The sequence below is a fragment of the Siminovitchia fortis genome (genome assembly GCF_003605365.2).
In the GTDB taxonomy this organism is placed as follows: Bacteria; Bacillota; Bacilli; order Bacillales; family Bacillaceae_C; genus Siminovitchia; species Siminovitchia fortis.
The window spans coordinates 125,834-146,769 of record NZ_QYTU02000002.1 but is presented as its reverse complement, the minus strand read 5'-3'; the positions used below and the strand labels follow the sequence as shown (position 1 = coordinate 146,769).

Sequence of the window (20,936 nt, the reverse complement as noted above, 5' to 3'; positions counted from 1 at the left end):
ATCTGATTTTGATGTTTAACCGCAGTCTTATCCGCTTTTATGAAAGTATAACCTAAATTGGCACACAATTTGCACTATTTTATAATGTGTAAAAAACGAATAGGAGGAGAGGGAATGACGCTTTCAGCAACAGTCAGCTTAACGGAGAAAAAAGCCAAATGGATGTATGAAAAGATGTGTGAAATCCGTCAATTTGAAGACAAGGTCCATGAGATTTTCCAAACAGGGGTACTTCCGGGATTTGTGCACCTATACGCGGGCCAGGAAGCGGTGGCAGTCGGAGTATGTGCCCATTTGGATGATAAGGACAGCATCACGAGCACCCACAGGGGACACGGACATTGCATCGCCAAAGGCTGTGACTTGGATGGGATGATGGCTGAGATTTATGGAAAAGTGACCGGCTTATGCAAAGGAAAAGGCGGCTCCATGCATATTGCGGATGTGGAAAAAGGAATGCTCGGCGCAAACGGGATTGTTGGCGGCGGTTTTCCATTGGCAGTCGGTGCTGCCTTGACGGCAAAGACGCTGAACTCTGATGCTGTGGCTGTCTGCTTTTTCGGCGATGGTGCCAATAACCACGGAACGTTCCATGAAGGAATCAATATGGCTGCCATCTGGAACCTTCCTGTCATATTTGTTGCGGAAAATAATGGCTATGCCGAGGCGACACCTTTTCATTATGCCTCCAGCTGTACGAACATAGCAGATAGGGCCGCTGCCTATAATATTCCGGGGGAAAAAGTGGACGGCAAAGATGTCATGGCTGTTTATGCAGCGGCGGAACGTGCGGTCAAACGCGCGAGAAATGGGGAAGGGCCTACATTGATTGAATGTGTCACCTACCGGAATTACGGGCACTTTGAAGGGGACGCACAGACATATAAAACTTCTGAAGATAAAGATAAGCATTTGAATGAATTGGATGCCATTGCATTGTTCCGGGAATACATGTTAACCAACCGGCTGGTCAGCAAAGATGAGTTGGATCAAATTGACAATCAAGTGAAAGAAGCTGTGGAAAAAGCAGTCAAGTTTTCCGAAGAGAGCCCTTTTCCGTCAAAAGAAGATCTTCTGAAAGATGTTTATGTTTCTTATTAAAAGGATGGAGGCGAAATGGCGATGACAAGAACGATATCATACTCAGAAGCTATTAATGAAGCAATGAAACTGGCGATGAGACGGGATGAAACAGTTATTTTGATGGGAGAAGACGTAGCAGGAGGGGCGGAGGTCGATCACTTGCAGGATGAAGATGCCTGGGGCGGAGTAATGGGTGTAACGAAAGGGCTTGTCGCTGAATTCGGAAGAAACCGGGTTCTGGATACTCCAATTGCCGAGGCAGGATATGTCGGAGCCTCTGTGACAGCGGCGGCTACCGGGCTTCGTCCGATCGCGGAGCTGATGTTCAATGATTTTATCGGAAGCTGTCTGGATGAAGTGATGAACCAGGGAGCCAAACTCCGGTATATGTTTGGCGGGAAGGCGAAAGTTCCGCTCACCATCCGGACGATGTATGGAGCCGGGTTCAGGGCCGCTGCGCAGCATTCGCAAAGCCTGTATGCCCTTTTCACCCATATACCAGGATTAAAAGTAGTCGTCCCTTCAACCCCGAGAGATGCCAAGGGACTCCTGCTGGCCTCCATTTTCGATGATGATCCCGTCATCTTCTTTGAAGATAAAACCCTCTACAATATGAAGGGCGAGGTGGAAGAAGAATTCTTCACCATCCCGCTTGGGAAGGCGGATATTAAACGTGAAGGAAAAGACCTCACGATTGTGGCCATTGGAAAACAGGTCCATACGGCATTGGAAGCGGCAGAAAAGCTTGCAGAAAGAGGAATTGAAACGGAAGTGGTTGATCCGCGGAGCTTGTCGCCGCTGGATGAAGAAACGATTTTAAATTCGGTGGCTAAAACAAACCGCTTGATCATCATCGATGAAGCAAACCCAAGATGTAACGCTGCAACGGATATTTCCGCGCTTGTAGCGGATAAAGGGTTCGATTATTTGGATGCCCCGATCAAAATGATCACAGCTCCCCATAGCCCTGTACCGTTCTCGCCGGTGCTGGAAGATTTTTATTTGCCGTCCGCCGATAAAGTTTTACAAGTAGTGGGTGAAATGATCGGTGACGAAACAGTCGTGGTGCAATAACTGAAATTAATGTGTGCTGTGCATGGCGGGCATAGCACGCTTCTTTCCATATTAATATGAGGAGGGCGGAATATGGCCGTTGAAATTATCATGCCTAAGCTTGGAATGGGAATGAAGGAAGGAACGGTAGTCGAATGGCTGAAAAGGAAAGGCGATAAGGTAGAGAAAGGAGAATCCGTCGCTGTCATCAGTTCGGAAAAAATTGAAAAGGATATAGAAGCACCCGGTAGCGGCGTCCTTTTGGATGTTGCCGCACAAGAAGATGAAACGGTTGCGGTCGGGAAAGCAATCGGATATATCGGTGAGCCGGGCGAAAAGATCAACTCAGCTTCGGAAAGTGAAAAACAGCCTGTTGCAGCTGCTAGGGAGGCAGCTGCCTCAGTGGAAAAAGCCGGGCGCCCGCCAATTAACATGCAAATAAAAGTAAGGGTTTCTCCGGCTGCCAGAAAGCTTGCAAAAGCGGAAGGAATCGACGTGAACACAGTCAAAGGAACGGGTCCCCAGGGAAGAGTGACAAGAGAGGATATAGAAAAAGCGATTAAAAACAGGCTTGAGGATAAAAATGAACAAACGACAGAAGAACAACAAACTGATTCTGTAACTGTGAAACAAATTACCGGTATGAGGAAGGTCATTGCTGAAAGAATGTTTTCCAGCATTCAACAAAGCGCCCAACTGACCATCCATATGCGTGCAGATGTAACGGAAATGCTCTCATTACGAAAAAAGATCAATGCCGGACAGGAAAACATCAATTTGACCGTGACTGACTTTATTGCACGGGCTGTTGTACTGGCGCTTCAGAAACATAAAAATATGAACGGAACATTTGTGGACAACCAAATTAATTGCTATGATTCGGTTCATCTTGGCATAGCTGTGGCATTGGAGAATGGATTGGTGGTGCCGGTCATTCGCCAGTCGGAACGGTATTCCATGGAGGAACTTTCCAATAAGATTAAAATGTTAAGCAAAAAGGCAAGAGACGGCTCGCTTGATGCTTCCGAAATGAAGGGTTCCACGTTTACGATCACGAGTCTTGGGGCATCAGGGGTCGAATTTTTCACCCCCATTTTAAATCCGCCGGAAGTGGGGATTCTCGGGGTCGGCCTTATTACAGATACCCCTGTATTTGTAGGTGAGGAGCTGAAACGGCAGTCACTGCTTCCATTGAGTCTGACCTTCGATCATCGGGCAGTTGACGGAGTTCCGGCAAGTGAGTTTCTTTCAACAATAAAAGGGCTGTTGGAAAATCCCTATAAAATGCTGATTTAAACCGGAAGAATATGAAAATTTTGTGACAACCGTTGCCGAATTGTGTCGACTTTTGTATAATATGATTTGCATGCAACGAAATGTATGCTTGAGCAGCTGATAGTCTGCTCCATACATAACCTTTTACTAACGCAGTGTTTCGTTCCAATGAAGGACGAAGCACTGCGTTTCCATTTTCTTAGTTTGTTTGCGCCAGGATATCATTTCGCGCTTTGCCGCCGTTTATATGTGTGAACATGGAGGCAAGAGATTCAACAAGTTTCTGCGCATTATGTAATTCAATCTTCGGTGAAAGGTAGACAATTTGAAGAGCGTTTGTTGTTTTGGGTGTGACAGCTGTCCTGGATGAATCCACAAATGGGCTGCCGAACGGCCCTTCATCGTCTGCTGTGACAAGCAAGTTCTCCGCGTTGTTTTTCCTCCCGTTCAGACCTTCATACTGTTCTTCTGCTCTTCCTTTTCGAAGTTCAACATCGCCTCTTATTTGATCTTTGTCATAAATGCCCAAAGGAATTTTATATTGAAGTGAAAAAAAGTTGTTCAGGTCCGTGGCTGAGTTCAATGGCGGAAGATAGTTCTGTTTTTTCACTCTTCTATAAAGGGCCTCTGCGGAATGCCGATAGCGGTTCGGGTCCTTGCCAAGTTTTTTGAAAATGGCTCTCCATTCCTTGATTTCTTCATAATCGGTGACGTTTTTATCCTCAAGTTCAAAATAGGCATTTTCCTGGAAAAGCTGCAGCCTGCCTTTTAACATTTGCGGTGAGTCTCCGACTGTAATATTGTCATAATGGATGACCCCGATTTTTAAGTAAGGAATGACTTCATAGAGTGACGGGTCTATGTGTACTTCCAATGTTTTCACCTCCAATTTCCGTTGTAAATAGTTTATCATATAGTTGCAGTAATGACAGTTAAGCCAAACGGTTTTCAAATATTAACTTTTAGGGAAAGGAGGGCGGACTGTGGACTACGGAAAATTGAAAGATGAGATTATTGCATACAGCCGGGAAATCGGAATTGATAAAATCGGATTTACTAGTGCCGATCCTTTCATTGAAATGAAAAACCTGCTGATCAGGCAGGAGGAGCTTGGGTATCAATCAGGTTTTGAGCACAAAAATATCGAAGAACGGACGCATCCGGAGCTCATTTTTGATGAACCCCGGTCCATAATCGCCATTGCCCTTGCCTACCCTTCAAAAATGAATAATGCACCACGCGGCAAACCTGGTGCAAGAAGAGGGATTTTCTGCAAGGCATCATGGGGCGTGGATTACCACGTATTGGTTCGCGAAAAGCTTGAACAGCTGGCAGCATTCATTGACAGCAAGGTCTGTGATGCAAGATTTAAGCTGATGGTCGATACCGGTGAATTGGTGGACAGGGCTGTGGCAGAACGGGCAGGGATCGGCTGGAGCGGAAAGAACTGCTCGATTATCACCCCGGAATTCGGTTCATACGTATATCTCGGAGAAATGATAACGAACCTTCCTTTTGCGCCGGATGAGCCGATGCACGATCAATGCGGGGAATGCACGAAATGTCTTGATGCATGCCCGACCGGCGCGCTCGTCCAGCCGGGGCAGCTCGATGCCCAAAGCTGCATAGCATTTCTTACGCAGACGAAAGGCCTCCTTCCGGATGAATTTCGTGATAAAATCGGTAACCGTCTATATGGATGTGATACATGCCAGGCCGTCTGCCCCAAAAATAAAGGGGTTGACTTCCATCTCCATCCCGGCATGGAACCCGATCCAGACATTGCAAAACCTTTGCTTCAGCCTTTGCTTGACATTTCAAACCGGGAATTCAAAGAAAAATATGGAGCAGTCTCGGGTTCATGGAGAGGCAAAAAGCCCATACAGCGCAATGCGATTATAGCGCTGGGGCACTTTAAGGACCAATCCGCTGTCAGCGATTTGATCAAAGTGCTGAATGAAGATGTAAGGCCTGAAATCAGGGGGACAGCGGCCTGGTCACTTGGAAAAATCGGAGGCGAACAGGCTAAGGAAGCGCTCATGCGTGCTCAAGAGATGGAAGAGGATCCTGTCGTTCTTGAGGAAATAGAAAAAGGGCTTCAGTTTTTCGAGTTGGAAATGTGAACCGGAAATCCGTGCGGACAACATGTTTGTCCGCTTTTTTTGTCTAAACATGTTTTAAATCATGCTGACCGGGAACGTAGTAGTACTGTAAGAGGAAAAATTCTTTGAAGGAGGAATCACATAATGGCTAAAAAAGACAACGATCGCAAAATGTCAGTAGAAGAAGCGGGACGTAAAGGCGGCGAAGCTACTTCAAGGAATCATGATAGAGAGTTCTATGAAGAGATTGGACGCAAGGGCGGCGAAGCCACAGCCGAAAACCACGATAAAGATTTCTACGAGGAAATCGGGCGTAAAGGCGGCGAAGCAACGGCAGAAAGCCATGACCGGGAATTCTATGAAGAAATTGGCCGCAAGGGCGGCGAAGCTACAGCCGAAAATCATGACCGGGATTTCTACGAAGATATAGGGCGCAAAGGCGGCGAAGCCACTTCCAAAAATCATGACCGGGATTTCTACGAAGATATAGGGCGCAAAGGCGGCGAAGCCACTTCCAAAAATCATGACCGGGATTTCTACGAAGATATAGGGCGCAAAGGCGGCGAAGCCACTTCCAAAAATCATGACCGGGATTTCTACGAAGATATCGGCGAAAAAGGCGGAAACGCTCGAGCCAAACAGCGTGATGACAAATAAAACTTGATATTTTGAACCATATATATGGTAAAGAAGAAGGCGTTTAAGGCGTCTTCTTCTTTTTGCTTATACATATGCATATATATCGGCGAGGAGGGATGAAGTGAGAGAGCGGCTTCAGAAGATGCTGGAAAGAAAAGTAAGTGAATTTGTGGGGGAGAAAAAAGCAAAGAATGAAAAGGTCATCCGGAAAAGGGAAACAATGTCCAAGAGGAACGCGGATATCGTCAAGACTCTTGCAGTCGGAAAAATTATAAAAGCTGAAACAAAAGATGGGCTTCATCATCTTTATTATAATGTACATTTGAAACATCTGATTAAGCAGGGCGATTTTTTCTATGTGGAAGAAGAACTGGAAAGGAGAAAAGCATCTTTCAGAAAAAAAGAATTGTATGAAGATGTGGAAGTCCTGGTTGATTTTACGCTAAATACACCTGAAAAATTTACATTCGAAGAAGATAGAGATCAGGGGATGGAGCGGTATTCATATGACCGTATGGCGGTTGTTCAATATGCAGAAAGATGGTGGGATGAATACAATCCCGCTTACCGGAAATTTGACGTGGACTGTACAAATTATGTATCCCAATGCCTTCATGCCGGAGGGGCTCCCATGAGGGGATACCCTAATCGAAGCAAAGGCTGGTGGTACCGGAATAATAATTGGAGTTTCAGCTGGGCAGTTGCACATGCATTGAAAAACTACCTGCAGAATTCAACCGCCGGGCTCCGTGCAAGAGAGGTCCAGGAACCGCAGGAACTTCAATTGGGAGATGTCATTTGCTATGATTTTCAGGGTGACGGGCGGTTTGACCATAATACGGTGGTGACCGGCAAAGATGCTTATGGCATGCCGCTTGTCAATGCGCATACGTATAACAGCCGAATGAGGTATTGGGCATACGAAGACTCCTCGGCTTACACGCCAAATATACAATATAAAATGTTCCATATTATTGACGGCAGTTCATAGATGTGGATAATCGGTTCCTTTTCATTCATCAAGGTGTTATAATATCACGGTATTTTGATGAATGAGGTGACACACTTTGGCTATACATGTAGTACTATATCAACCTGAAATACCTGCCAACACAGGGAATATTGCAAGGACCTGCGCTGCTACGGATACATTTTTGCACCTTATCCGGCCCCTCGGTTTTTCCACAGATGATAAAATGCTGAAAAGAGCAGGGCTTGATTATTGGAAGTATGTAAACATTAAATATCATGATTCTTTGGATGATTTTTTTGCCGCAAGCCGGGGCGCCGAATATTTCTTTTTAACGAAATACGGCAAGAAACCGCATACATCATTCGCATATAATGATCCTGCAAAAGATTATTATTTCATATTCGGCAGAGAAACGACGGGGCTTCCGAAGGAAGTGCTGGAGAATCATATCGACAGGTGCCTGAGGATTCCGATGACCGGAAATGTAAGGTCGCTGAATTTGTCAAATACAGCAGCTATCCTTGTATATGAGGCGCTGCGTCAACAGGGCTACCCGGGGTTGAAGTGAGGGGGTCAGACCCCCTTTAGTTAGTTAAAGCGGCGATTTCCGCTCAATAGAAAAGGACCGTCACATCAAACCCGACGGTCTTTTTTTCTGAATAACAAAGTATAAGATTTTTTAGCTTTAAAATTTTGAACAAAGCCTTTTGTTGTCTAGCTCCAGCGCCTATCGACTAGCAGACTTCGCGCCTCTGGTGCTCCTGCGCCATAGCTTATCAAGGAAGCCTTGTTCAGCTCGTCGCAAAGCTCAGGAAGCCTCTCGAAGAAGAAGCTTTCCTACGATAAGTCAACATCGGCTCGTTCCTCGCCGTGTTTCCTTTATCTCGTCGGAGGCACTCCAGTCTGTACGTCGATGGGCAAGGCGCTTACGCTTTTCTTACGTTCATAAAATGGATTGTTATTTCTTGAATACCCCTGGCTTATCTTCACGGCCCGATGCGAAAATTGCAGACAAGAATGCAATAGTCACTCCTAATACCAAGATTAATCTCATACTTATGTAAGCCTCCTTTTTCATCATAGTTGTCCCTGAAGCTTATTATATCCGATTTTCTGCATAATGTGAATGGAACGCTCGTATCGTAAATATGGCGATCCTTTGAAAAAAATTTTGGGACAAAGCTGTGCCGGCTTAATTGAGACATGTTCGGCCGGGCGGATGCATATGGTTAATTAAACATTCCTCATCAAGCACACAGGGAGGTCCATATGGATATTCTAAAAAAGATTGAACAATACAGGTCTCAAGAAGAGAAGTTGAGGTGGGAAGGAACATTCGCCGATTATTTGAAATTAGTCAAAGAAAAGCCGTGGGTAGCACAGTCGGCACACTCCCGTATATACAATATGATCAGGGATGCGGGTGTTGAAGAAGAAAACGGCCATAAAGTATATCGCTTTTTCAGTCATGAAATGTTTGGGTTGGAGGAAGCACTGGAAAAGCTTGTTGAAGAATATTTCCATCCGGCGGCAAAACGCCTTGATGTCAGAAAGAGAATACTATTGCTGATGGGTCCTGTCAGCGGCGGGAAATCAACACTTGTCACGATGCTAAAAAGAGGCCTTGAAGCATATTCAAGAACTGACCGGGGAGCGGTATATGCCATCAAAGGCTGCCCGATGCACGAAGATCCCCTTCATTTAATACCTCAGCATTTACGGGAAGACTTTTACCGGGAATATGGGATAAAGGTGGAAGGGAATCTCTCGCCGTTAAATACGATGAGGCTTGAAGAGGAATACGGCGGCAGGATTGAAGACGTGCTGGTGGAGCGGATTTTCCTTTCCGAAGATAAACGGGTGGGAATCGGAACATTCAGTCCGTCCGATCCGAAATCCCAGGACATAGCCGATTTGACCGGAAGTATTGATTTTTCAACCATTGCAGAATACGGATCGGAATCGGATCCCCGGGCATACCGTTTTGACGGTGAATTGAACAAGGCCAACCGCGGTCTGATGGAATTTCAGGAGATGCTGAAGTGCGACGAAAAATTCCTCTGGCATTTGCTTTCATTGACACAGGAAGGAAATTTTAAAGCGGGCAGATTTGCTCTTATTTCCGCCGATGAACTGATTGTAGCGCACACGAACGAAACTGAGTATAGGTCCTTCATTTCCAATAAAAAGAACGAAGCGCTTCACTCCCGGATCATCGTTATGCCTGTTCCATATAACTTGAAGGTCTCCCAGGAAGAACGAATTTATGAGAAGATGATTCGCGACAGTGATGTGGCCGATGTCCATATTGCACCGCATACATTGAAAGTCGCTGCAATGTTTACTGTACTGACAAGGTTAAAGGAACCGAAACGCGGAGATATAGACCTTTTGAAAAAAATGCGCCTTTACGATGGTGAAAATGTGGAAGGATTCAATTCATCCGATCTGAATGAACTGAAGAAGGAATATCAGGATGAAGGTATGAGCGGCATAGATCCAAGGTATGTAATCAACCGGATTTCCTCCACAATCATCCGTAAAAAAGTGCCGGCCATCAATGCATTGGATGTACTGCGTTCTTTAAAAGAAGGACTTGACCAGCACCCGTCCATTACACAGGAGCTGCGTGAAAAATATTTGAACTTCATTTCCGTTGCCCGGAAAGAATACGATGAAATGGCGAAAAAGGAAGTTCAGAAGGCGTTTGTCTATTCATATGAAGAGTCTGCAAAAACGTTGATGGACAATTACCTTGATAACGTAGAGGCATTCTGCAATAAATCGAAGCTTCGCGATCCTCTGACAGGGGAAGAAATCAATCCTGACGAAAAGTTGATGCGCTCCATTGAGGAACAGATCGGCATTTCCGAAAATGCTAAAAAAGCTTTCCGGGAAGAAATTTTAATTCGCATCTCGGCTCTCGCACGAAAAGGGAAGCGATTTGACTACAGATCCCATGCACGCCTTCGGGAAGCCATCCAGAAGAAACTGTTTGCTGACTTGAAGGATGTTGTCAAAATTACGACATCAGCAAAAACGCCGGATGAGCAGCAATTGAAAAAGATAAACGAAGTTGTAGCCCGTTTGATTGATGAACACGGTTATAACTCGACATCAGCGAACGAATTGCTCCGCTATGTCGGAAGCCTGTTGAACAGATAATGTGCGGCCCCTTCCAAAGGAGTGAACAACACATGTTCCCGACAATGGAAGGGGTTATTTTATTATTAAATCCATTGTCCCATTCTCGCAAACTTCTGTAAATAAATCTGCCATTCTGCATAAGATAGAGTAATAAATGGTGAGTGTACATCGTCTGTGCATTCACCATATTTTTAAAAAAATGCAAGGGGGGCGTCGTAAATATGTCAAACTCACAGTCTCATCAGTTTGCTGTCTCTCAAGAAGATTGGTCCCTCCATCGAAAAGGTTTTGACGATCAACAACGACATCAGGAGAAGGTACAGGAGGCCATTCGAAACAACCTGCCGGACTTGATCACTGAAGAAAGTATCATTATGTCAGATGGCCGCGATGTTGTTAAAATTCCGATCAGATCTTTAGATGAATATAAAATCAGATATAATTATGATAAAAATAAACATGTCGGCCAAGGCGAAGGGGACAGCCAAGTTGGAGATGTAGTAGCCAGGGACGGTTCCCGGCAGCCGGGTCCGGGCAAAGGGCAGGGCGCAGGCGACCAGCCGGGCGAAGATTTTTTTGAAGCGGAAGTTTCCATGCTGGATTTGGAAGAAGCGCTGTTCAAAGAGCTGGAACTGCCGAATCTGAAAAGAAAAGAGCAGGATGCCAACCAGGTAACGCATATAGAATATAATGATGTCCGAAAAACAGGGTTGATGGGCAACATTGACAAGAAAAGGACGATGATGAGCGCATTTAAACGGAATGCCATGAACGGTGACCCTAATTTTTATCCCATTTTTCCGGAAGACTTGAAATTTCGTACATGGAATGAGGTCCAAAAGCCCGAATCTAATGCTGTCGTCATCGCAATGATGGACACAAGCGGTTCAATGGGCGTCTGGGAAAAGTATATGGCCCGGAGTTTCTTCTTTTGGATGACCCGGTTTTTACGGACAAAATATGAAAAAGTCGTCATTGAATTCATTGCCCATCATACGGAAGCGAAAGTCGTATCGGAAGAGGATTTTTTTTCAAAGGGAGAGAGCGGCGGCACGATCTGTTCTTCCGTGTATAGAAAAGCACTTGAAATCATCGGGGACAAATATGATCCCGCCCGTTTCAATATTTATCCGTTTCATTTTTCCGATGGGGATAACCTCACTTCAGACAACGCCAGGTGCATCAAACTTGTAGGCGAACTAATGGAAAAATCGAACATGTTTGGTTACGGAGAGGTCAATCAATACCAAAGAAATTCCACTTTGATGTCAGCCTATAAAAATATCAAAGATGAAAAGTTCCACTATTATATTTTAAAGCAGAAGGCCGATGTGTATCATGCCATGAAAAGTTTCTTTAAAAAGGAAACTGAAACGTCGATGGTATGATCTTTCGGAAATTATTGCAGGAGGAGAGCTCAAACCTAGAGTGAACCTCCTGCAATTTGTTTTTGAATAATTTTCTGATTTTACAGTTGACAGCATATGAAATTAAAAGTATTCTTTAGATAAATATAACGGAATTTACCCATTTAGTCGATTTTTCGTTATATTATAAAAAACCCGTATGAAAGCGCCTACAAAAAACGTTGCTTTTTGAAAGGAGTGCGTTTGATGGATGTGGCAACAGGGCTCTCTTACGAAGAAAAGCTGGACCGTTTCATGGAGAGAATAAATGCCGGAGAAAAAATTGAGGCGAATGACTGGATGCCGGATGATTACCGGATGGCCCTGATCAAGTTGATTTCAATGCATGGAGTCAGTGAGATCATGGGGGCTCTGCCGGAAAAGGAATGGGTGCCGAAGGCGCCGTCACTTCGCAGAAAGCTCGGAATCATGGCGAAAGTCCAGGATGAAATGGGACACGGCCAGCTTCTTTTGCGTGTAGCCGAAGATTTATTGGCCCCGCTTGGAAAAGGCAGGGAAGATATTATGAATGATCTTCTGAAGGGAGATTTGAAGTTTCATAATGTTTTTCATATGGAAGCCCCTACATGGGCGGATGCCGGGTTGATCGGCTGGCTCGTTGACGGAGCGGCTATCATCACCCAGACAAATATGCTCGGAGCCTCCTATGGCCCTTATGCGAGGGCCCTTCAAAGAATTTGCGCGGAAGAGGTGTTTCACGCCCAGCATGGGGAATCGATCATTCTGGCTCTTGCGGAAGGCTCGCAGGAACAACGGGGAATGATACAGGATGCGATCAACAGGTGGTGGCCGTCGCTGCTCATGTTTTTCGGCCCCGCTTCAGCTGCAACAACCGGATCGTCCAAGCAGGATATAACCATCAAATATAAAATCAGAACTAAAACGAATGAGCAGCTTCGCCAGGATTTTCTCTCAAAATATATTCCGAGAGTCCATTCACTCGGCCTTACAGTCCCGGATGAAACACTGAGGTTTGACGAGGACAAACAGGAGTGGATCTATAAGCAGCCCGATTGGAGTGAGTTCAAAAAAATCATTTCCAATAAAGGACCCAGATCCGGAAGCAGGCTCCAGTTAAGAAGAACAGCCTACAAGGAGCATGAATGGGTCAGAAGGGCACTCGGCTAAAGCAGCGAAAAGGAGGGAGGAGGACTGCATGGGCAAAGAAAAAACAGATGGATTTTATCAAATATATGAAGTATTCAGCAAGAGAAATCACAAAGCAGATTTTCAGCACCAATTCAGTTTGCTGGCCCCAAACAAGGAAATGGCATTTGTCATGGCACAGGAAAACTTCATGCGCAGGGAACCGGTTGTTGATATTTGGGTAGTGAAGCGGGATGATATCCGCATGATGCAGCCCGAAGAACGTCAGATCGTCAACCGGCTGGATAACAAAGATTACCGTTTGACGAAAGGTTATGGCTACCTGCGCAAGAAGTGGCGCCAATATGAGCAGCAAATGCTGGATGAAAAGGAGATCATGTCCTGGGGGGAGGACGGCAAACCTTCGAAGAAGAAAACAAAATAAATTTTCTCCGGGGCAGCCAGCTTAAGAAAGCATAAAATTTTACCGAATTTTCTCTTCCAACAAGATTAACGTAATGTTCAGCTTCAAGCGCTATCAGCGCAAGGATTAAGCCAATCGCTGATGAAGGCAAACTACGCCTTCACAAGCGTAGTCTAGCTTTGCGCCTAAGGCTGCGCGCCTTGCGCTGTTCTTAGAAAAAATTCCACATATATACAGAAAGGGGAAATGATGAATGTTTAAAATGATAGCGTTATTCAAGAAACCGGAAAATACCGAGGAGTTTGATCAATATTATTTTGAAACACATATTCCAATCACTGAAAAAATCCCGGGGCTGCGGAAGGTGGAAATCACCAAATTCACGGGGTCTCCAATGGGGGAAAGCCCGTACTATTTGATGTGCGAAATGTATTATGACAGCTTTGAGGCTTTCAAGGAAGCTTCAAAGACGGAGGAGTCGAAAGCTTCAGGCAAAGATGTCATGAAATTTGCGGGCGATATTGTCACATTCATGTTCGGTGAGGAAGTAAATGAGTGATTACCGGTTTATTGAGACGGAGGCGTGCGGCCGGGTCGGGATCGTCTGGCTGAACAGGCCGGATGTTTTGAATGCATTAAACCGGACAATGGTAAATGAAATTCTCGAAGTTTTTGAAGAATATGACCGCAATGATGACATCCGTGTGATATTCCTTGCCGGAAAGGGGAGAGCTTTTGCGGCAGGCGCAGATATCGATGAAATGGCCGAGGATGATTCCGTTTCCATGGAACTGTTGAACCAGTTTGCCGACTGGGACAGGTTAAGCCTTGTAAAAAAGCCGATCATCGGGGCAGTACACGGATTTTGTCTCGGTGGAGGATTTGAGCTTGCACTTGTATGCGACCTGCTGTTTGCGGCAGACGATGCCAAATTCGCTTTTCCGGAAATCAATCTTGCTGTCATGCCCGGAGCCGGCGGAACCCAAAGATTGACCAAGCTGATCGGAAAGACAAAAGCGCTTGAATGGATTTGGGGCGGTGACATGCACCCAGCGGAAGAAGCCCATGAATTAGGGATCGTCAACCGGCTGTATCCGAAAGCCGATCTGATAGAAGAAGCGCTCGGATATGCAAAGGAGCTGGCTGAAAAGCCCCCACTTGCAGTCCGCCTGATCAAGGAAGCTGTCAACAAAGCGGTGGATTATCCGCTGCAGGAAGGAATGTTCTTTGAAAGAAAGAACTTTTATCTGCTATTCTCTTCGGAAGACCAAAAAGAGGGCATGAAAGCATTTATTGAAAAAAGAAAGCCGGATTTCAAGGGGCGTTAAAGGAGAGATATGATGTTTGATACCATTTTATATGAAGTAAGAGGTTCCACTGTCTGGATTACGCTAAACCGTCCCGAGAAGCTGAATTCCTTTAATGAGGCCATGCATTCCGAATTGCTGAAAGCGCTTCAAGAGGCGGAGAATGACAAAGCGGTCAGGGCCATTGTGTTGACGGGAGCGGGAAGGGCGTTCTCCGCCGGCCAGGATTTGTCTGAGGTGGACAATTCCACGGACTACGGGGATTTATTGAGAAATAGGTATAATCCGATTATCCAAAAAATGGCCGAGATTGGGAAGCCGGTCATTGCCGCTGTAAACGGTACGGCTGCCGGGGCGGGATTCAGCTTGGCATTGGCAGCTGATTTCAGGCTTGTATCTGAAAAAGCCAGTTTTTTAAATGCGTTCATCCATATAGGACTTGTGCCCGACTCCGGCAATACATATTATTTGCCGCGAATGGTCGGCCATGCAAAAGCTCTTGAACTCATGGTTCTTGGAGACAAGGTGGGAGCTGAGGAAGCCGGAAGGCTTGGGCTTGCGACAAAAGTCATATCCGAAGAGAATTGGAAAAGTGAGATATCCGCCTTTGCCGATAGACTGGCTTCCATGCCAACAAAAGCCATCGCCCTGATCAAAGAGGCCCTGATGAAGTCATGGGACTTGCCCCTTGAGGGGGTCTTGGAGAAAGAGGCTCATGCGCAAAGCCTGGCGGGACTTTCAGGCGACCACCGCGAAGGAGTCCAGGCCTTTTTGGAAAAAAGGAAACCTCTATTCAAAGGAGATTGATAGAGCAACTCTGCCTGCCAACCTTTGAAACTTATTGACTATCAAGTCCAACCATTGTACCATTACGGTAATTATTGTCCTTTACCATAAGGCGATAAAAAACTAAAGAGGGGGAAAATAAATGAAAAGAAAGTGGAAAAAAAGTGCAATGGCTTTATTCGGCGGAGCTGTATTGATGCTTGCTGCCTGCGGAAGCAATACCGGGGCACCGGAAAAAGAGGAGAAGCCGGATGAGCCGGCCCAACAGGAAGAAGCCAAGACCTACAAAATCGGGGTTACCCAAATTGTTGAACACCCGTCATTGAACGCAGCTTTTGAAGGTTTTAAAGTGGCTCTGAAGGAAGCAGGCATCCAAGCTGAATATGATGTGCAAATCGCGCAAGGTGACAACAGCCAAAACACTACTATTGCAAATAACCTTGTAAGCGGCGGAGTGGATCTTATTTTTGCCAACTCCACGCCGAGTGCACAGGCGGCAGCCAGCGCCACAAGTGACATTCCGATTGTGTTCACCTCCGTTACCGATGCCGAGGGAGCAGAATTGGTAGAATCAAATGAAAAACCGGGCGGAAATGTTACCGGTACAGTTGATACACATCCGGATGCCATCCCAAACACATTAAAATTTTTGAAAGAAGAACTTAATGCCAAAAAGGTTGGCATGGTATTCAACTCCGGTGAGCAAAATTCACGTGCACAGGTAGACTCCATTAAAAAGCTAATTGAAGACGAGGGACTGGACCTTGAAATCGTAGAAGCTTCTGTAGCAACATCCGCTGATGTGAAACAAGCGGCTGAATCACTGGTCGGCAAAGTGGATTCCTTGTACACCATCACTGACAACACTGTCGTTTCTGCACTTGAATCTGTAGTAGCTGTTGCAAATGACAATAATCTTCCAATGATGGTCGGTGAATTCGACTCTGTCGAAAGAGGCGGTCTGGGTGCATACGGCTTTGAATATTATGATATTGGATATGAAGCTGGTGAAATGGCGGTTAAAATCTTAAATGGCGAAGGCGAACCTGCAGATATGCCGGTCCAATATCCTCAAAATCTGAAATTTGTCATTAATAAGGATACTGCTGAAGCTATTAAGTTAAAAGTTAAAGATGATTGGAACGCAGAAGACGTTAAAGATCTTGAAAAATAAGGAGATGATTCTAGATGTTTGCAGCTTTGTTTGGCTCCGTGGAGCAAGGAATCATCTATGCGATTATGGCTCTTGGGGTGTACCTTTCATTCCGGGTTCTGGATTTTCCGGATCTTACCGTTGATGGAAGTTTTGTAACAGGTGCTGCGGTTGCCGCCACGATGATATTTTTCGGATATCATCCGGCGGCAGCCACGGCTGTTGCTCTTGTCGTTGGATTCCTTGCCGGTTGTGTTACGGGATTATTGCATACAAAAGGAAAGATCAACCCCCTTTTATCCGGAATATTAATGATGATCGCCCTTTATTCCATCAATTTACGGATTATGGGATTCACTTCCGATAATTCCGTCGGCAGGCCGAATATCCCGCTATTGAATTCAGAAACCGTATTTTCAAAGTTCCAGGCATTCTGGGGGAACCTCGGGATTGACGCGGCGTTGAACAATATGTTGGGGGCCATCGGCATTCAGCATCTTCCATCCACTTGGGGTACGCTGATCCTTATGGCAATTTTGACCCTGATCATCAAATTTGCAGCGGATTGGTTCCTGCAAACGGAAGTGGGTCTTGCCATCAGGGCAACCGGGGATAATAAGCGGATGATTAGAAGTTTTTCAGCGAATACTGATAATTTGGTCATAATAGGGCTTGGAATTTCCAATGCCATGGTTGCTTTATCAGGTGCGTTGATTGCGCAATATGCAAAATTCTCTGATATCGGCATGGGGATCGGGATGATTATCATCGGCCTTGCATCCGTCATTATCGGCGAAGCGATCTTCGGTACAAAGACGATTGTAAGGACAACACTCGCTGTTGTAGCCGGTGCAATCATTTACCGGATTGTCCTTGGCCTGGCACTAAGAATTAAATTGCTTGATACAGGCGACATGAAACTGATCACGGCCGTCATCGTCATTGCTGCGCTTGTCATGCCTCAATACATTGAGAAGAGAAGAGAAAGCAGAAGAAAAGTCAAGTGGCATGCCGACAGGATGGCGGCATTGGAAGCAGCCAAAAACAAGGAGGTAGAAACCGTTGCTGAAGCTCGAACAGATTAGCAAAATCTTCAATGAAGGCACACCGGATGAAAAAATCGCCCTGGATCGAGTAAGCTATTCTTTGAAAGAAGGCGACTTCGTCACAGTGATCGGAAGTAACGGTGCTGGCAAATCCACTTTGATGAATATGATATCAGGTGTTCTTACCCCCGATGTCGGTACAGTAGAAATTGATTCTAAAAATGTGACTAAACTCCCCGAGTATAAACGCTCTCATTTTATTGGCAGAGTGTTTCAGGATCCCATGGCAGGCACCGCGCCTACGATGACAATTGAAGAAAACTTGGCAATGGCTTACTCCAGAAATAAAAAACGCACCTTGAAAAAAGGAGTGGATAGGAAAAGAAAGGACTTTTTCCGCACCTCTTTGGAAACTCTCCATTTGAACTTGGAAAATCGCTTAAACGCCAAGGTTGGACTGCTGTCCGGAGGGGAAAGGCAGGCATTGTCATTATTGATGGCGACTTTCACCCAGCCTTCCATTTTACTTCTTGATGAGCATACAGCCGCACTTGACCCGGCAAGAGCGGAATTGATCACTAACCTGACCAAGGAGCTTGTGGATAAAGATAATTTGACAACCCTGATGGTTACACACAACATGCAGCAGGCGCTTGATCTTGGAAACAGGCTGATCATGATGGACAAAGGCCAAATCATCCTTGAGGTGGAAGAAGATAAGAAGAAGGAATTGACGATTGAGAAGCTGCTTGCCGAGTTCCAGAGAATACGCGGTGAACAGTTTGCAAGCGATAAAGCACTTTTGACAAGCTGATTTTTGTAAAGATTCATACGGTTTATATCGGATCATTTTTGATAGTACCGAAAGCCGGCGGGGCTTTGTGATTGGTAGGATTATACTGCCCCGGATATGCCGGATTTAAAAATAAAATTGAAGGCGTTTTACGGGAGTTTTGAATCAACGGAACTCCTTTTTTTTACAAAACGGCGCTTATGGATTTTTACGGGCAAATTCAAATATATGAGCAGGCTAATCTCAGCAATGACCAGGTACAGGCCGGAAAGCGACCCGGCACACGATGTCATTCGCTAAATGTAAGCGGTTACTATAGGGGGATCAGTCCAAGAGAAAGTTTTTCACAAGAAACAAGCCGCCCAAATGGGAGATCGGCATTAATATCCGTGTGATCATCTACCAAAAGGAGGGGCAGCATGGAGGAGCAATTTGCTAAGGTCGTTTATGTAGACGGAGATGGAAATCTGGTGGACAATGAAATGAAAAGTCAGTTGACAGAGGACCTTGTAAAGCACTTTTATCGGCAGATGGTTCTGATGAGGACTTTTGACCGGAAAGCGATCAATATGCAGCGTCAGGGAAGGCTAGGAACCTATGCTCCGTTTGAAGGGCAGGAAGCAGCCCAGGTGGGCAGCGCGTATGCGCTCAGGCAGGATGACTGGATATTTCCGACATACAGGGACCACGCAGCCACGATGACATTTGGAATGCCGATGGATACGGTGCTGCTCTATTGGAACGGGAGATCGGAAGGCTGCATTCCGCCTGAAGGAAAAAGAATCTTTCCGCCGGCTGTGCCTTTAGCTACCCAGCTGCCGCATGCTGCCGGAGCCGCTATGGCTGAACAATACAAAGGTACCGATCATGCGGCAATTGTTTATTTTGGCGACGGCTCTACGTCTGAAGGGGATTTCCATGAAGGGATGAATTTTGCAAGCATCTTCAAAGCCCCGGTCATCTTTTACAACCAAAACAATCAATACGCTATTTCTGTTCCGATTGAACGGCAGATGAATTCCAGGACAATTGCGCAAAAAGCTGTTGCTTATGGCATACCGGGCGTCCGGATTGACGGAAATGACGTGTTCGCCGCCTATTTTGAGACGAAGAAGGCTTTGGAAAGAGCTCGGGCAGGGAAAGGCCCGACATTGATTGAAGCAGTTACGTGGAGATATGGCGCCCATACAACAGCGGATGACCCGACAAAATATCGTGACCAGTCATTGAGCGAGAAAAAACGTGAATCCGGAGATCCTATTTTACGGCTGGAAAGGTTCATGAAAATGGAAGGCATTTGGGATGAGAAATGGAATGAATGGACTTGGGAAGAGGCGGCTGAGATGGTTGAAGAGGCTGTCAGGACAATGGAGGCCTATCCGGAAGCCGATGCAAATGATTTGTTCGACCATGTATTTGAAGAAAAAACGTGGACGATCCAGGACCAGAAAGACCAATATTTCGATTATTTGCGAGGTGTGTCAATATGAGTATTTCAGCACCTGCCACTCAAAAACTGACATTGGTTCAAGCGGTGACCGACGGCTTAAGGACAATGATGAAGGAACGGGAAGAAATCATCTTGATGGGGGAAGACATCGGTGTAAACGGCGGTGTGTTCCGGGCAACGGACGGTTTGATCGAAGAATTCGGGGAGCGCCGGGTCATAGATACCCCCATCAGCGAATCTGGAATTGCGGGAACGGCCATCGGAATGGCAGTCAACGGCCTGCTTCCGGTGATAGAGATGCAATTTCTCGGCTTCATTTACCCGGCTTTTGAACAGATCATGACTCATGCCACAAGACTCAGGATGAGGACGAACGGCCATTTTCATGTTCCCCTCGTCATACGGGCCCCATATGGAGCGGGCATCCGGGCCCCGGAAATCCATTCCGACAGTGTCGAAGCATTTTTTACCCACATGCCGGGGATCAAGGTAGTCTGTCCGGCCAACCCCTATGATGCAAAAGGATTGCTCATTGCCAGCATAGAAGATCCCGATCCCGTTCTTTTTCTTGAATCAATGAGGGTCTACCGGGCCTTCAGGGAAGAGGTACCGACAGAAAAATATACAGTGGAAATCGGAAAGGCAAAAAAACTGATGTCCGGAGAAGATGTCACCGTAATCGCATGGGGAGCAATGGTTCCGGTAGCAGTCCAGGCTTCAGAAAAAATGAAAGAAAAAGGGATTCACTGTGATGTGCTGGATTTGCGGACACTGTACCCGCTTGACCGTGACATGATTGCAGAGTCGGTGCAAAAAACCGGAAGGGCAGTTATTGTTCATGAAGCCCATGCAACGGGCGGGTTGGGAACGGAAATCATAGCATTAATCAATGACACCTCTTTTCTTTATTTAAAATCGCCGATTGAAAGGGTCACTGGCTTCGATGTTCCGGTTCCGTTTTATTCATTGGAACAGCACTATTTGCCGTCCGTCGGCCGTGTTGCAAAAGCGATCGAGAAGACAGTCAATTTTTAATGAAAGGTCCGGTGAAAAGCCTAATCGCTGAAGATTAGGCTTTTTGTATGCAGTTTTTGCGGCTGGCTCCCGGTGCCAATGCCCGCGTAAGGGTGAGAAGGTGAAACACGGTAACTGGGTCGCGCCGCCAAAGCCCGCGTAAGGGTGAGAAGGTGAA

General features: G+C 45.9%; 20 protein-coding genes. 19 read left to right on the top strand and 1 reads right to left on the bottom strand.

The features are described from left to right. The first annotated feature begins 114 nt into the window (after positions 1-114). The 3 genes from D4N35_RS02440 (at position 115) to D4N35_RS02430 (ending at position 3,432) form a co-directional block, all read left to right on the top strand. The gene (locus tag D4N35_RS02440; protein WP_120069430.1) at positions 115-1,101 is read left to right on the top strand and encodes a thiamine pyrophosphate-dependent dehydrogenase E1 component subunit alpha; all 987 of its coding nucleotides are present in this window, start codon (positions 115-117) and stop codon (positions 1,099-1,101) included. Between the two features lie 21 nt (positions 1,102-1,122). Next, positions 1,123-2,157: an alpha-ketoacid dehydrogenase subunit beta gene (locus tag D4N35_RS02435; protein WP_120069460.1), complete on the top strand. Its 1,035-nt coding sequence runs from the start codon at positions 1,123-1,125 to the stop codon at positions 2,155-2,157. Between the two features lie 72 nt (positions 2,158-2,229). Then, positions 2,230-3,432 (top strand): dihydrolipoamide acetyltransferase family protein, encoded by a 1,203-nt coding sequence (locus D4N35_RS02430; protein WP_120069427.1) that lies wholly within the window; start codon positions 2,230-2,232, stop codon positions 3,430-3,432. A gap of 178 nt (positions 3,433-3,610) precedes the next feature. Here D4N35_RS02430 and D4N35_RS02425 read toward each other — a convergent pair whose 3' ends face one another. Then, the gene (locus D4N35_RS02425) at positions 3,611-4,285 is read right to left on the bottom strand and encodes a B3/B4 domain-containing protein (RefSeq protein WP_208646259.1); all 675 of its coding nucleotides are present in this window, start codon (positions 4,283-4,285) and stop codon (positions 3,611-3,613) included. A 109-nt stretch (positions 4,286-4,394) separates the two neighbouring features. Here D4N35_RS02425 and queG point away from each other — a divergent pair, with 109 nt between their 5' ends. From queG to D4N35_RS02345, 16 genes are all read left to right on the top strand, one after another. Further along, positions 4,395-5,534: a tRNA epoxyqueuosine(34) reductase QueG gene (queG, locus tag D4N35_RS02420; protein WP_120069424.1), complete on the top strand. Its 1,140-nt coding sequence runs from the start codon at positions 4,395-4,397 to the stop codon at positions 5,532-5,534. A gap of 123 nt (positions 5,535-5,657) precedes the next feature. Next, entirely contained in the window at positions 5,658-6,170 is a 513-nt protein-coding gene (locus tag D4N35_RS02415) for a KGG domain-containing protein (protein ID WP_120069421.1), read from the top strand. A 103-nt stretch (positions 6,171-6,273) separates the two neighbouring features. Beyond that, the gene (locus D4N35_RS02410) at positions 6,274-7,143 is read left to right on the top strand and encodes an amidase domain-containing protein (protein WP_120069418.1); all 870 of its coding nucleotides are present in this window, start codon (positions 6,274-6,276) and stop codon (positions 7,141-7,143) included. A gap of 76 nt (positions 7,144-7,219) precedes the next feature. Beyond that, entirely contained in the window at positions 7,220-7,693 is a 474-nt protein-coding gene (trmL, locus tag D4N35_RS02405) for a tRNA (uridine(34)/cytosine(34)/5-carboxymethylaminomethyluridine(34)-2'-O)-methyltransferase TrmL (RefSeq protein ID WP_120069414.1), read from the top strand. Between the two features lie 701 nt (positions 7,694-8,394). Next, positions 8,395-10,290, top strand: a complete 1,896-nt coding sequence (locus tag D4N35_RS02400) for a PrkA family serine protein kinase (protein WP_120069411.1) — start codon at positions 8,395-8,397, stop codon at positions 10,288-10,290. Between the two features lie 203 nt (positions 10,291-10,493). Further along, positions 10,494-11,660 carry a sporulation protein YhbH gene (gene yhbH, locus D4N35_RS02395; RefSeq protein WP_120069408.1) on the top strand — a complete coding sequence of 389 codons (1,167 nt, stop codon included), beginning with the start codon at positions 10,494-10,496 and terminating at the stop codon, positions 11,658-11,660. A 225-nt stretch (positions 11,661-11,885) separates the two neighbouring features. Continuing rightward, positions 11,886-12,827, top strand: coding sequence for a 1,2-phenylacetyl-CoA epoxidase subunit PaaA (gene paaA, locus D4N35_RS02390; protein WP_120069405.1), 942 nt, complete (start codon positions 11,886-11,888; stop codon positions 12,825-12,827). A 28-nt stretch (positions 12,828-12,855) separates the two neighbouring features. Beyond that, positions 12,856-13,230, top strand: a complete 375-nt coding sequence (gene paaB, locus D4N35_RS02385; RefSeq protein WP_120069403.1) for a 1,2-phenylacetyl-CoA epoxidase subunit PaaB — start codon at positions 12,856-12,858, stop codon at positions 13,228-13,230. Positions 13,231-13,462: 232 nt separating this feature from the next. Next, entirely contained in the window at positions 13,463-13,768 is a 306-nt protein-coding gene (locus D4N35_RS02380; protein ID WP_120069400.1) for an EthD family reductase, read from the top strand. After that, positions 13,761-14,537 carry an enoyl-CoA hydratase-related protein gene (locus D4N35_RS02375; protein WP_120069397.1) on the top strand — a complete coding sequence of 259 codons (777 nt, stop codon included), beginning with the start codon at positions 13,761-13,763 and terminating at the stop codon, positions 14,535-14,537. The genes D4N35_RS02380 and D4N35_RS02375 overlap by 8 nt, the downstream gene beginning before the upstream one ends. A 12-nt stretch (positions 14,538-14,549) precedes the next feature. Beyond that, a complete protein-coding gene (locus D4N35_RS02370; RefSeq protein WP_120069393.1) occupies positions 14,550-15,323 on the top strand; it encodes an enoyl-CoA hydratase-related protein in 774 nt (257 codons plus the stop codon). Between the two features lie 121 nt (positions 15,324-15,444). Then, a complete protein-coding gene (locus D4N35_RS02365; protein WP_120069390.1) occupies positions 15,445-16,476 on the top strand; it encodes an ABC transporter substrate-binding protein in 1,032 nt (343 codons plus the stop codon). Between the two features lie 14 nt (positions 16,477-16,490). Continuing rightward, the gene (locus D4N35_RS02360) at positions 16,491-17,540 is read left to right on the top strand and encodes an ABC transporter permease (protein ID WP_120069387.1); all 1,050 of its coding nucleotides are present in this window, start codon (positions 16,491-16,493) and stop codon (positions 17,538-17,540) included. After that, complete coding sequence (locus tag D4N35_RS02355) at positions 17,518-18,315, top strand: ABC transporter ATP-binding protein (protein ID WP_120069384.1); 798 nt, start codon at positions 17,518-17,520, stop codon at positions 18,313-18,315. The genes D4N35_RS02360 and D4N35_RS02355 overlap by 23 nt, the downstream gene beginning before the upstream one ends. Positions 18,316-18,713: 398 nt before the next feature. Further along, positions 18,714-19,784, top strand: a complete 1,071-nt coding sequence (gene pdhA / locus D4N35_RS02350; RefSeq protein WP_120069378.1) for a pyruvate dehydrogenase (acetyl-transferring) E1 component subunit alpha — start codon at positions 18,714-18,716, stop codon at positions 19,782-19,784. Continuing rightward, complete coding sequence (locus D4N35_RS02345; RefSeq protein ID WP_120069376.1) at positions 19,781-20,779, top strand: alpha-ketoacid dehydrogenase subunit beta; 999 nt, start codon at positions 19,781-19,783, stop codon at positions 20,777-20,779. The genes pdhA and D4N35_RS02345 overlap by 4 nt, the downstream gene beginning before the upstream one ends. The last annotated feature ends 157 nt before the right edge of the window (positions 20,780-20,936 follow it).

Coding starts and splice junctions, on each gene's coding strand:
- D4N35_RS02440 (WP_120069430.1), top strand. CDS start 115: ATGACGCTTTCAGCAACAGTCAGCTTAACGGAGAAAAAAGCCAAATGG.
- D4N35_RS02435 (WP_120069460.1), top strand. CDS start 1,123: ATGACAAGAACGATATCATACTCAGAAGCTATTAATGAAGCAATGAAA.
- D4N35_RS02430 (WP_120069427.1), top strand. CDS start 2,230: ATGGCCGTTGAAATTATCATGCCTAAGCTTGGAATGGGAATGAAGGAA.
- D4N35_RS02415 (WP_120069421.1), top strand. CDS start 5,658: ATGGCTAAAAAAGACAACGATCGCAAAATGTCAGTAGAAGAAGCGGGA.
- D4N35_RS02400 (WP_120069411.1), top strand. CDS start 8,395: ATGGATATTCTAAAAAAGATTGAACAATACAGGTCTCAAGAAGAGAAG.
- yhbH (WP_120069408.1), top strand. CDS start 10,494: ATGTCAAACTCACAGTCTCATCAGTTTGCTGTCTCTCAAGAAGATTGG.
- paaA (WP_120069405.1), top strand. CDS start 11,886: ATGGATGTGGCAACAGGGCTCTCTTACGAAGAAAAGCTGGACCGTTTC.
- paaB (WP_120069403.1), top strand. CDS start 12,856: ATGGGCAAAGAAAAAACAGATGGATTTTATCAAATATATGAAGTATTC.
- D4N35_RS02380 (WP_120069400.1), top strand. CDS start 13,463: ATGTTTAAAATGATAGCGTTATTCAAGAAACCGGAAAATACCGAGGAG.
- D4N35_RS02375 (WP_120069397.1), top strand. CDS start 13,761: ATGAGTGATTACCGGTTTATTGAGACGGAGGCGTGCGGCCGGGTCGGG.
- D4N35_RS02370 (WP_120069393.1), top strand. CDS start 14,550: ATGTTTGATACCATTTTATATGAAGTAAGAGGTTCCACTGTCTGGATT.
- D4N35_RS02365 (WP_120069390.1), top strand. CDS start 15,445: ATGAAAAGAAAGTGGAAAAAAAGTGCAATGGCTTTATTCGGCGGAGCT.
- D4N35_RS02360 (WP_120069387.1), top strand. CDS start 16,491: ATGTTTGCAGCTTTGTTTGGCTCCGTGGAGCAAGGAATCATCTATGCG.
- pdhA (WP_120069378.1), top strand. CDS start 18,714: ATGGAGGAGCAATTTGCTAAGGTCGTTTATGTAGACGGAGATGGAAAT.
- D4N35_RS02345 (WP_120069376.1), top strand. CDS start 19,781: ATGAGTATTTCAGCACCTGCCACTCAAAAACTGACATTGGTTCAAGCG.